This is a genomic window from Streptomyces glaucosporus (assembly GCF_039533345.1).
GTDB lineage: Bacteria > Actinomycetota > Actinomycetes > Streptomycetales > Streptomycetaceae > Streptomyces > Streptomyces glaucosporus.
The window spans coordinates 1-10,364 of sequence record NZ_BAAATJ010000047.1 but is presented as its reverse complement, the minus strand read 5'-3'; the positions used below and the strand labels follow the sequence as shown (position 1 = coordinate 10,364).

The following is a 10,364-nucleotide window of genomic DNA, read 5'->3' as shown; positions in this document are numbered from 1 at the left end:
CCCCCCTCGCTCTCCCTCACCGCCCGGTCTCCGCGTCCCGGTCGGTCCGGGCGCGGGGCCGGGCACGGACGTGCATGCGCTCGCCCTGGCGGCCGAAGAGGCTGAGGATCTCGACGGGACCCTCGCCCGTGGAGCCGAACCAGTGCGGCAGCCGGGTGTCGAACTCGGCCGCTTCTCCCGCGCCCAGCACCAGATCGCGGTCGGCGAGGACCAGGCGCAGCCGCCCGGAGAGGACGTAGAGCCACTCGTAGCCCTCGTGGGTGCGGGGCTCGGGGGTGTTCCGGTCGGCCGGGAGGACCATCTTGTAGGTCTGCAGCGGCCCGGGCTGCCGGGTCAGGGGCACCACGACGTTGCCGTGCACGCGCCGGGGGGTGAGGCGGATGCGGGGGTCGCCGACCTCGGGCGCGCCGACCAGTTCGTCCAGGGGGACCCGGTGGGCCTGGGCCAGGGGGAGGAGGAGTTCGAGGCTGGGGCGGCGCTGCCCGGACTCCAGGCGGGACAGGGTGCTCTTGGAGATGCCCGTGGCCTCGGACAGCTCCGCCAGGGTCATCCCCCGCCGGGTGCGCAGGCGTTTGAGGCGGGGGCCGACCTCGGCCAGGGTCTGGGCGATGGCGGGTGAGGAGTCCATGCCGCCCATTGCACCGCCTTTTCCCGGGAACGGCAACGAAGTTTGCCGTCTTGGGATGGAGTGCGCAGCCTGGGGAGCGGAGGTGGTCGTCATGAGCGACACGATGAGCGGACCGCAGAACGGTCCGGGGTACGACGTGCTGGTGGTCGGCGGGGGCGCGGCCGGGCTCAGCGCCGCGCTGGTGCTGGCCCGGGCCCGCCGCCGGGTGGCGGTGGTGGACGCCGGGGAGCCGCGCAACGCCCCGGCCGCGCACATGCACGGCTTCCTGTCCCGGGACGGGATGTCTCCGGCGGCCCTGCTGGAGGCGGGGCGCGCCGAGGCCGCCGGCTACGGCGCGGAGCTGATCGGGGGCCGGGTGGACCGGATCGACCGGACCGGATCGGGTTTCCTCGCACACCTGGCCGGCGGCCCGACGCCGGGGGCGCGGCGGCTGCTGGTGGCCACCGGGCTCCGCGACGAGCTGCCCGGTCTTCCCGGTGTGCGGGAGCGGTGGGGCAGGGACGTGCTGCACTGCCCGTACTGCCACGGCCACGAGGTGCGCGACCGGCCGGTCGCGGTGCTCGGCACCGGACCGGGCTCGGTGCAGCAGGCCCTGCTGGTGCGGAAGTGGTCGGACGACACCGTCTTCTTCCCGCACATCCTGTCCCTGTCGGGCGACGAGCGCGAGTGGCTGGCCGCCCGCGGCGTGCGCGTCGTCGACGGCGCGGTCCGCCGTCTGGTGGTGGAGGACGACCGGCTGCGCGGGGTCGAGTTGGCCGGCGGCCGGGTGGTGCCCCGTGAGGCGGTGTTCGTCCTCCCCCGTGCGGTGCCCCACGACGCCCTGCTCACCGGCCTGGGGTGCGAGAGGGACGAGGACGGCTGGGTGGTCACCGACGCCTCGGGCCGGACGAGCGTGCCGGGGGTGTGGGCGGTCGGCAACGTGGCCGACCGGCGGGCCCAGGTGATCACCGCGGCCGGCATGGGGTCGGTCGCCGCGGTCGCCATCGACCACGACCTGGTGGACGAGGAGGTGGCCCGGGCCGTCGAGGAGCACCGCGCGACGCACGCGACCCCGCCCTCCTCCCCCGTGCGGTAGGGACGCGGCCCGTGCCCGGCGGGCCGCGCCCCGGCGCGGGCCACCGGGGAGCGTTCCGGATCCGCCGCGCAAAAGGCGCTCCCCGGTCATGCCCGGATGCGCTTCTCCGCTCGGTTGATAGCTTTCTGAGCATCCGCAGAGCGCGAGGAGGTCCCGGCATGACCGTGGAGGGCGGCGGGCCCCGCCGCGGACCGGTGGGCCCCGAGGTGTGGGAGGTGCTGCACTCCGCCGACGCCGGCGCCTATCTGGTGGACGTCCGCGGGCGGATCCTCGCGGTCAGCGCCCGGGCGGAGGAACTGCTCGCGCGGCGCGGGGAGGACATGGTGGGCCAGGACGCCCACGACCTGCTGCACCGGCGGGAGGGCGGGGTGGCCGTGCAGCGCTCGGAGTGCCGGATGGCGCAGGCCCTCATGCGCGGCCGGACGGAGCAGGGCGGGCAGGAGTGGCTCGCCCGCGGGGACGGCACGCTGTTGCCGGTGGCCTGGACGGTCACGCCGTACCGGGCCGGCGGGCGGACGGCCGGGGCGCTGCTGCTCTTCCACGGTCTCGACCTCCCGGGCGGGGAGGCGGAGGAGCGCCCGGCCGGTCTCCTGGGACTCGTCGAGCGGCTGGCCCTGCTCGCCGAGGCCACCACGACGCTCTCGTCCACCCTGGAGGTCGAGAACATGCTGGACCGGCTGGCACCGCTGACCGTGCCCCGGCTGGCGGACTGGATGGCGGTGGACCTGTTCACCGAGGAGGGCGAGCTGTGGCGCCGGAGGGTGGTCCGCCAGGAGGAGGACGGGTACGCGCGCCGGGAGGACCTGGAGGGTCCGCTGCCTCCCGTGCCCCTGAACTCCTCCCTCCCGCCCGCCAGTGTGCTGCGCGGCGCGCCCTCGGCGCTGGTGGGCCCGGGGGACTACGCGGCGCCCGATTCGGGGCTCGCCGCCGTGCAGGGCGACCTGCTCCGGGCGACCGGCATCCGCTCCGCGGCCGTCGTTCCCCTCAGGGCCCCGCGGAGGGTGCTGGGGTCCCTGACCCTGGGCCGGGCCGCGCACCGGCGGCCCTTCGAGGTCTCCGAGCTGGCCCTGGCCGACGACATCGCCCGCCGGGCCGCCCTGGCCATGGAGAACGCCCAGCTCTTCGAGCGCCAGCGGGCGGTCGCCGAGACCATGCAGCGCCATCTGCTGCCCCACCCGCCGGAGATCCGGGGGCTGGAGCTGGCCGTGCGCTATGTGCCCGCCCCGCACGCGTCGCAGGTCGGCGGCGACTGGTACGACGTCTTCCGGCTGCCGGACGGGACCATCGCCCTGGCGATCGGCGACGTGGTCGGTCACGACCTGCAGGCCGCGGCCAGCATGGCGCAGGTCCGCAACATGCTCCGGGCGTTCGCCTGGGACTACGGGCAGCCGCCCAGCGTCGTCGTCGGCCGACTCGACCAGGCGCTGGTCCCCCTCAGCGACGCGCCGATGGCCACCATGCTGTTCGCCCGTCTGGAGGGCGCGGGCGATCCGGAGGGCGGACCGTGGACGGTGCGCGGCACCAACGCCGGCCACCTGCCGCCGCTCCTGATCAGCCGGGACGGGCAGGCGCGCTACCTCCACGGGGGGCACGGCGCCCTCCTGGGCACCGGCCTGGAGACGGAGCGCACCGACGCCCTGGTGTCGCTGCCGCCGCTGACCACCCTGGTGCTCTACACCGACGGTCTGGTCGAGGAGCGGAGGCGCTCGCTGGACGAGGGACTGGCCAGGCTCCGGCGGCACGCCGCCGCACTCGCCGACCGGCCGCTGGACGTCTTCTGCGACCTGCTCCTCGAACGCGTCCGGCCGCCGGACAACGACGACGACGTCGCCCTGCTCGTCGTGCGCGTGCCCGGCGGCTGAGACCGGGGCAGGGGACCCGCGGGGGCCGGGGCCTCCCTCACTCCGGTGCCGGGCCGGGGCCGGGCGGGGACGCGGCCGGCTCGTCCAGCACGGAGGGGTCGTCCAGCACGGCCGGCACCTGCGACAGCGACGTCAGGGCCGGTCCGGTCCAGGCGTACCGGCGGGCGCGGGCCGCGTCCGCCCGGTCCGGGTCCCTCAGCATGACCGCCGTCATCCCGTACGCGGAGGCGCCCCGGAGTTCGTCGCCGCCCCCGTCCCCGACGTACAGGCACCGGCCGGGGTCCGCGCCGAGGCGGCGGACCACCGTGCCGAAGAACTCGGGGTCGGGCTTGCGCCGCCCCTCCAGGCACGACAGCACCGCGGCGTCCACCCGCGACGCCAGGGGCAGGGCGGGCCAGTCCTCCGCCAGCTCCACGGTGCAGTCGCTCAGCACGCCCACCCGCAGTCCGCGGGCCCGTATCCGCTCCACGGCCTGAAGGGCCTCCTCGCGCAGGACGAACAGCTCCCGCTGGGCGGCGCGCCTGGCCTCGCACGCCGCGGCCAGCGCGGCCTCGCCGGGATCGGCGCCGCAGCGGCGCGCCAGCGTCCGGAGGGTCTGCCGCAGGTCTCCCAGGGCTCCGACGGCCCGTTCGGGGAAGGAGTCGTCGAGCGCCGCCCGCCAGGTCCGGGCCGGTATCCCGAGGGGTGCCGCGCTGCGGGCGGCGTGCTCGTCCCACACCTCGGCGGGCGTGTGCGGCGTCAGCGTTCCGAAGAAGTCGAAGACCACGGCGGTGAAGACCATGCCAGGACCCTAGCCGCGCCCGCCCCGCGTCCGGCCGGCCGGCCCCGCTCCCCGCCCTCCCCGTACCGGCGCGCGCCCCGACCGGCGTCCGGACGTACCCCGTCCGGGTGCGGGGAAAGCGGGGAAACCGGACGGGAAACCAACTGATTGTCACACTTCTTCCGGAAGTATCTCTTCATCCCTCACGGGGAGGTTTTCGGATGGTGGGCAAACGACGGTCCGGCCGTGCGGGCGCGGTCGCGGCAGGAGTGCTGCTGGCGGTGGTCTCCCTGGGGCTGCCGTCCTCCGCGGCGCCGCGGACCGAACAGCAGCCGGAGCGGGTCTCGCTCCGGCCGGCGGACGCTCCCGGGCAGGCGGCCACGGTCGCCGGCGCGTCCCGGCAACCGCGGGCGCGGGTCGTCGGGGCGCCGTGGGCGGCCGCCTCCCACCAGCTGTGGGAGCTGAGGCCCACGGCCGGCGGCCACTACCAGCTGGTCTCGGTCCACAGCGGCCTGTGCCTGGACGTGTCGGGGCAGGCCGACCTGGACGGCGCCCCGGCCGTCCAGGACGGCTGCAGGGTCGGCGACTGGAGCGACGGCCGGACGCACGGCCAGCAGTGGCGATTCGTCCGGGACGGCGACGGCTACCGGCTGGTGGCACGCGGCAGCGGGAAGTGCCTCGCCGTTCCCGGGAGCGGCGGAAGCACCCCGCAGCTGGCCCAGTACCCCTGCGACCGCCGCGGTCGGGCCACCTGGCTGGCGGTCTCGCACCCGGTCGCCTGACCCGGGAGCCGCCACCCGCTCGCAGCTCCCGCCTCCCGTCCGCCGGACGGCACGGACTCACCCGCGGGCGCGGCGGGGTGAGCGGCGGGGCGGGCCCGGGCGCGCGGCGGGGCCGGTCCCGGCCGGGCGGGGCCGTCCGTGCGGAGGCCGTCCCAACTCCGCCCCCTCACCGCCGAGTCGGAACGCGAGGGGGGTAACGGGGAGCACGGAGGCGCGGTTCGCGGGCGGTCCGCGGTCCGGCGGGGCCGCCCCCGGCGGGCGGCCGGCACGGCCGGGGCACTGCTCGTCCCGGCAGCGCCGGTGGTGGCCTTGGCGGACGGCCCCGGCGGCGGGGTTCCCGGCGCGGCCGGGGCCGTCCGTCCGCCCGACGGCCCGTCCTCGGGGGCCGTCCCGGCCGTACCGCACGCCCGGCGCGGCCGGGGCGGGGCGCGCCGGGCGGCGAACGGAACCGCCGGCCGGCCCTCCGCTGCGCCGTTCAGTCCGCGTGGTGCTTTCCGGGGCTGATGATCTCGTCCAGCGCCTCGCGGACCGCCGCGAAGGCGACGTGGCTGATGCTCGCCGCCGTCGCCTCGCCGCCGCTGCCGCTGTTCGCCCGTTCCCCGAACTCGGTCTCCTGCTCCGCCGCCCAGTCCCGCGCGACCCGGATGCGGCGGAGGAGTTCGTCTGCGTCCACGACATCAGTCATGAGGAACGTTTACCCGCACGGGCAGCCTCACAGCCGCACCGGACGGCGTCCGGCCGTCCGGGCGGCCCGCTCCCCGGCCTCCCGGGTGTTCCGGCCGGCGGGTTAGGGTGCGGCAATGTCCCTCACCGCCTCCGGTCCTGCCTCGGACCTGTCCGCTCTGGGCGACCTGCCGCTGCTCTCCCGCACCGAGCCGGACGGCGCCGGCGCCTGGCCCCTGCTGCTGTGGGTTCCGGGCGAGGGCCGGCGCATGATCTCCAGCGCTCCGCTGGGCGGCGGCCTCGGGGAGCGGCACTGGGTCCTCAACGCGCAGGTGCCGCCCGGCTACCGGCGGCTGGATCCCGCGGCGCACCTGGCCCGGCTGGCGGCGGACGCCGGAGCGCCGGGGCCGGGCGTGGGGCTGATGACGGCGGCGTCCGTCGGCGACCGGTGCTGGTCCGCCGACGAGGGGGTGGAGGCCCTGGTGACCGCCGGGATCGGCGTGCGCGGCTGGGCCGCCGACCCGGCGCCCGGCCGCACGGGCCCGGAGCCCGCGGGGACAATCAACATCGTGGTGTCCGTTCCGGTTCCGCTCTCCGACGCGGCGCTGGTGAACGCCGTCGCCACCGCGACCGAGGCCAAGGTTCAGGCTCTGCGGGACGCCGGCGTCGACGCGTCCGGCACCCCGACAGACGCCGTGTGCGTCGCCGCCCCGCTGCCGGAGGAGGGCATGGCGCCGGAGCCGTTCGCCGGTCCGCGCTCGCTGTGGGGTGCGCGGATCGCCCGCGCGGTGCACCGGAGCACTCTCCGGGCGTGCGAGCGCGCGTCCCGCCTGGGGTGACGGGCCGCCCACGCACCGGATTCGGTCAATCGTCCGGGAGTGTCATGGGTCATACCGGATTCGTCCGTTCGGTGCGGAATGGCCGGGGCGGGGTGGTGGTTGTACTCGTCGCGGGCGCCGGTGGCGGGACAGTGTCCCCGGGCCTCACCCACAGCCTGCGAGGACGATCGTCCGGCTGAAGCCTCGCAGAGCCACTCGCCGCGCAGGCGACCGCCGTCACCGGCGCCCGCACCCCTCAGACCGGCCCCGGCCGAGACTCCCCCCTCTCGGCCGGGGCCTTCCCGTGCCGTCTTCCGCGTTCCGGTCTCCTCCGCGTTTCCGTCCGTCCCGCCGGGCCGGTCAGACGGGGGCGGAGGCGAGGATCCGCCCCATGGCGGCGAGCACCGACGGCTCGACGCGGTAGTACACCCAGGTGCCGCGCCGCTCGGAGGTGAGCAGGCCGGCCTCCTTCAGCTTCTTCAGGTGGTGGCTGACGGTGGGCTGGGAGACGCCCACGTCGGAGATGTCGCAGACACACGCCTCGCCGCCCTCGTGGGAGGCGACCAGCGAGAACAGCCGCAGGCGCACCGGATCGCCGAGCGCCTTGAACATCACGGCGGCCCGCTCGGCCTCCTCTGCGGTCAGCGGGCGTTCGGTCAGCGGCGGGCAGCACGGCGCCGCGTCTGTCGCCCGGACCGGCAGCACCTTCGCGTTCGGCATACGCCCATGTTGACACATGTCGAATCAGCGGGACCGGGTCCGCCGACCGGCCGCGAGACCGCCGGGCAGGCGCGCCGCCCCCGGAGGGGACCTCGGCGCCACGCGTGGCGGGTCCTCGGCCGCCCCGTCCCCATGGCCCCGGGGATCCGGATCGCCGGCCCGCCCGGGCGGGAGTGCCGCCGGGGTCCGTGGCGCAGGTCCTTCCACCCGGTGCGCAGGTTCCCGGCGCCGGGGATCGCGTCGCGGGGCACCGTTCCTCCGCCGGGCCGGGGCGGTCCGGTCAGTGTCCGTGCTCACCGCTCCCCCGGCTCCTCCCCCCACCGTGCTCCCGGCCCTCCTCCCCGCCCGCGGTGACGGTGAGGGCGGCGGTGCGGACCTTGCCCTCGTGCTTGAAGTCCAGGAACAGGCGGTAGGCGCCCGCGCTGGGCGCGGTGGCGGTGAAGGAGACGGTGGGACCGGGCCGGGTCGCTCCGTCGCCGGGTTCTCCGTCCGGGTGGGTGTGCAGGTAGGCCAGGTCTCCGGAGCGCAGGGCGACGAGGTGGCCGTAGGCGCCGAGGTGGGGCTCCAGATCGGTGACCGGGCGGCCGTCCCGGGTGACCGTCAGGTCGAGTCCGCTCGCCTCGCCGGGCCGCAGGGCGCCGTCGAGGGTGACGGTGTAGCCGTCGACGGTGGCCCGGGAGGACGGTTCGGGGAGTCCGCCGGGCTCGTAGGCGCCGGAGACGGCCAGGTCGGCGCCGAGCGTCAGGTTCTCCGCGCCCTCGGCGGCGGGGGTGAAGTCGGCGAAGACGCGGTAGTCGCCCGCCCCGGGAAGCTCGACCGGCGTGCTCCAGGTGCCGTCGGCGGCCCGGACGGGGTGCAGGTGGCGGTAGGTGTCCAGGTCCCGGGAGGCCAGGATCAGGTGCAGTTGCCTGCCGTGTTCGGTGCGGTAGGCGGTGACGGGCCGTCCGTCGTCGCCGCGGATGGCGAAGCGCAGCTCGGTCCTCTTCCCGGCGGTCACGCGCGGGGTCGCCAGGTCGAGGGTGTAACCCCCCTCGGAGACGTTGAGGCCGCCGGCGGGTGCGGCCGTGTGGCCGCCCTCCCCATGGCCGCCCCCGTCGTGCCCGCCGTCCTCCCCGTGGTCGCCGCGTTCGGCATGGGCGGCGGGGGCCGGGCCGGCGAGGGGGTCCACGGCGTTCCCCACCCCGTACGCGGCTCCGAAGGACGCCGCGAGCGCGGCGGTGAACGCGGTGATCTTCAGCGCGGTGTTCATGGTGTTCTCCATCGATCGGCTCCGCCCGGACGGGCGCAACACCTGGAGAATATACCCCCGAGGGGTATCCGCAAGCCCCCGTCGGCGACTTGCGGCGGATACGGGGAGGGGGTATACATGACCACGCCCGAGGTACCCCTGGGGGGTATCTCCTGATCCTTCCCGGAGGAAGAACCATGTCGTCCTGCTGCACTCCCGGCGGAAGCTGCTCGACCGGTACCGCCCAGTCCCCGGCCGCCGAAGGCGCCACCACCGTCTACGCGGTCGCCGGCATGAGCTGCGGTCACTGCGCGGCCACGCTCACCCGGGTCGTCGGCGGACTCGACGGCGTCCTGTCCGTCGAGGTGGACGTCGCGGCCGGCCGTGTCACCGTCACCACCGGCGGCGCGCCCGACGACGCGCTGCTGGCCGAGGCGGTCGGCGAGGCGGGCTACGAGCTCACCGGCCGCATCGCCTGAACCCCTTCCCCCACCCCCGTGCGGGGCCGCGCACCCGCGGCCCCGCACCCGCCCCCTTCACCGAGGAACCGCGATGACCACCCACGCCGGCGAAACCACCGAGGTCGAACTCGCCATCGGCGGGATGACCTGCGCCTCGTGCGCCGCCCGCATCGAGAGGAAGCTCAACCGCATGGACGGGGTGAGCGCCACCGTCAACTACGCCACCGAGAAGGCCAGGGTCGCCTACGGCGAGGGCGTGGAGGTGGCCGACCTGATCGCCACCGTCGAGGCGACCGGCTACACCGCCGCCCCGCCGGCCCCCGAATCCGCCTCCCCCGGCACCGGCACCGGCGCGGGAGCGGGAGAGCGGACGGCCCCGGCGGACGACGGCGACGAGCTGCGTCCGCTGCGGCAGCGGCTGGTCACCGCGGTGGTGCTGGCCGTGCCCGTGATCGCCATGGCCATGGTCCCGGCCTGGCAGTTCGAGTACTGGCAGTGGCTGTCCCTGACGCTGGCCGCCCCGGTCGTCACCTACGCCGCCTGGCCCTTCCACAAGGCGGCGTTCACCAACGCCCGGCACGGCGCGGCCACCATGGACACCCTGATCTCGGTGGGCACCTCGGCCGCCTTCGGCTGGTCGCTGTGGGCGCTGTTCCTCGGCACCGCCGGCACCCCGGGCATGACCCACCCCTTCGAGTTGACCATCGCCCGCACCGACGGGGCCGGCAACATCTACCTGGAGGCCGCCGCCGGCGTCACCGCGTTCGTCCTGGCCGGGCGGTACTTCGAGGCCCGTTCCAAGCGGAAGGCCGGCTCCGCCCTGCGCGCCCTGCTGGAACTGGGCGCCAAGGAGGTCACCGTCCTGCGGGAGGGCCGCGAAGTGCTCCTACCCGTCTCCGAGTTGAGGATCGGCGACCGGTTCGTGGTGCGTCCCGGCGAGAAGATCGCCACGGACGGCACCGTCGTCGAGGGCTCCTCCGCGGTGGACGCCTCCATGCTCACCGGCGAGTCCGTACCCGTCGAGGTGGGGGTCGGCGACACCGTCACCGGCGCCACCGTCAACGCGGGCGGACGGCTGGTCGTGGAGGCCGGCCGGGTCGGCGCGGACACCCAGCTCGCCCGGATGGCGAAGCTGGTCGAGGACGCCCAGAGCGGCAAGGCCGCCGCCCAGCGCCTCGCCGACCGGATCTCCGCCGTCTTCGTCCCCGTCGTCATCGCCCTCGCCCTGGGCACCCTCGGCTTCTGGCTCGGCAACGGCGCCGGCTGGACGGCCGCGTTCACCGCCGCCGTCGCCGTCCTGATCATCGCCTGCCCCTGCGCCCTGGGCCTGGCCACCCCCACCGCGCTGCTGGTCGGCACCGGACGCG

Annotated in this window: 11 protein-coding genes; 6 read left to right on the top strand and 5 right to left on the bottom strand. The window is 76.1% G+C overall.

Annotation, left to right across the window (positions count from 1 at the left end; genetic code table 11):
- Positions 1–16: 16 nt before the first annotated feature.
- Positions 17–628, bottom strand: a complete 612-nt coding sequence (locus tag ABD358_RS28220; RefSeq protein ID WP_344634003.1) for a helix-turn-helix domain-containing protein — start codon at positions 626–628, stop codon at positions 17–19.
- Positions 629–719: 91 nt separating this feature from the next.
- On the opposite strand from ABD358_RS28220, the gene ABD358_RS28215 reads away from it, so the two are divergent.
- Together ABD358_RS28215 and ABD358_RS28210 are read left to right on the top strand one after the other, a co-directional pair.
- On the top strand, positions 720–1,703 hold the full coding sequence (locus ABD358_RS28215; RefSeq protein ID WP_344634002.1) for an NAD(P)/FAD-dependent oxidoreductase: 984 nt from the start codon (positions 720–722) through the stop codon (positions 1,701–1,703).
- Positions 1,704–1,861: 158 nt separating this feature from the next.
- Positions 1,862–3,565 (top strand): SpoIIE family protein phosphatase, encoded by a 1,704-nt coding sequence (locus tag ABD358_RS28210; RefSeq protein WP_344634001.1) that lies wholly within the window; start codon positions 1,862–1,864, stop codon positions 3,563–3,565.
- 37 nt (positions 3,566–3,602) lie between these two features.
- On the opposite strand, the gene ABD358_RS28205 is transcribed toward ABD358_RS28210, so the two are convergent.
- Positions 3,603–4,346, bottom strand: coding sequence for an HAD family hydrolase (locus tag ABD358_RS28205; RefSeq protein ID WP_344634000.1), 744 nt, complete (start codon positions 4,344–4,346; stop codon positions 3,603–3,605).
- A 200-nt stretch (positions 4,347–4,546) separates the two neighbouring features.
- On the opposite strand from ABD358_RS28205, the gene ABD358_RS28200 reads away from it, so the two are divergent.
- Positions 4,547–5,107: an RICIN domain-containing protein gene (locus ABD358_RS28200; protein WP_344633999.1), complete on the top strand. Its 561-nt coding sequence runs from the start codon at positions 4,547–4,549 to the stop codon at positions 5,105–5,107.
- A 475-nt stretch (positions 5,108–5,582) separates the two neighbouring features.
- On the opposite strand, the gene ABD358_RS28195 is transcribed toward ABD358_RS28200, so the two are convergent.
- On the bottom strand, positions 5,583–5,792 hold the full coding sequence (locus ABD358_RS28195; RefSeq protein WP_344633998.1) for a hypothetical protein: 210 nt from the start codon (positions 5,790–5,792) through the stop codon (positions 5,583–5,585).
- Positions 5,793–5,907: 115 nt separating this feature from the next.
- On the opposite strand from ABD358_RS28195, the gene ABD358_RS28190 reads away from it, so the two are divergent.
- Positions 5,908–6,609, top strand: coding sequence for an adenosylcobinamide amidohydrolase (locus ABD358_RS28190; protein WP_344633997.1), 702 nt, complete (start codon positions 5,908–5,910; stop codon positions 6,607–6,609).
- Between the two features lie 339 nt (positions 6,610–6,948).
- On the opposite strand, the gene ABD358_RS28185 is transcribed toward ABD358_RS28190, so the two are convergent.
- A complete protein-coding gene (locus tag ABD358_RS28185; protein WP_344633996.1) occupies positions 6,949–7,308 on the bottom strand; it encodes an ArsR/SmtB family transcription factor in 360 nt (119 codons plus the stop codon).
- A 280-nt stretch (positions 7,309–7,588) separates the two neighbouring features.
- Positions 7,589–8,557, bottom strand: coding sequence for a hypothetical protein (locus tag ABD358_RS28180; RefSeq protein ID WP_344634004.1), 969 nt, complete (start codon positions 8,555–8,557; stop codon positions 7,589–7,591).
- Between the two features lie 176 nt (positions 8,558–8,733).
- On the opposite strand from ABD358_RS28180, the gene ABD358_RS28175 reads away from it, so the two are divergent.
- Both ABD358_RS28175 and ABD358_RS28170 read left to right on the top strand, forming a co-directional pair.
- Positions 8,734–9,015, top strand: a complete 282-nt coding sequence (locus ABD358_RS28175; RefSeq protein WP_344633995.1) for a heavy-metal-associated domain-containing protein — start codon at positions 8,734–8,736, stop codon at positions 9,013–9,015.
- A gap of 73 nt (positions 9,016–9,088) precedes the next feature.
- Positions 9,089–10,364: heavy metal translocating P-type ATPase (locus ABD358_RS28170; RefSeq protein WP_344633994.1), on the top strand; the 1,276-nt coding region annotated here is incomplete at its 3' end.

Excerpts from the sequence above, each read along its gene's own strand:
- ABD358_RS28190 (WP_344633997.1), top strand. The coding sequence starts at position 5,908 with ATGTCCCTCACCGCCTCCGGTCCTGCCTCGGACCTGTCCGCTCTGGGC.
- ABD358_RS28185 (WP_344633996.1), bottom strand. The coding sequence starts at position 7,308 with ATGCCGAACGCGAAGGTGCTGCCGGTCCGGGCGACAGACGCGGCGCCG.
- ABD358_RS28220 (WP_344634003.1), bottom strand. The coding sequence starts at position 628 with ATGGACTCCTCACCCGCCATCGCCCAGACCCTGGCCGAGGTCGGCCCC.
- ABD358_RS28175 (WP_344633995.1), top strand. The coding sequence starts at position 8,734 with ATGTCGTCCTGCTGCACTCCCGGCGGAAGCTGCTCGACCGGTACCGCC.
- ABD358_RS28200 (WP_344633999.1), top strand. The coding sequence starts at position 4,547 with ATGGTGGGCAAACGACGGTCCGGCCGTGCGGGCGCGGTCGCGGCAGGA.
- ABD358_RS28180 (WP_344634004.1), bottom strand. The coding sequence starts at position 8,557 with ATGAACACCGCGCTGAAGATCACCGCGTTCACCGCCGCGCTCGCGGCG.
- ABD358_RS28215 (WP_344634002.1), top strand. The coding sequence starts at position 720 with ATGAGCGACACGATGAGCGGACCGCAGAACGGTCCGGGGTACGACGTG.
- ABD358_RS28195 (WP_344633998.1), bottom strand. The coding sequence starts at position 5,792 with ATGACTGATGTCGTGGACGCAGACGAACTCCTCCGCCGCATCCGGGTC.
- ABD358_RS28210 (WP_344634001.1), top strand. The coding sequence starts at position 1,862 with ATGACCGTGGAGGGCGGCGGGCCCCGCCGCGGACCGGTGGGCCCCGAG.
- ABD358_RS28205 (WP_344634000.1), bottom strand. The coding sequence starts at position 4,346 with ATGGTCTTCACCGCCGTGGTCTTCGACTTCTTCGGAACGCTGACGCCG.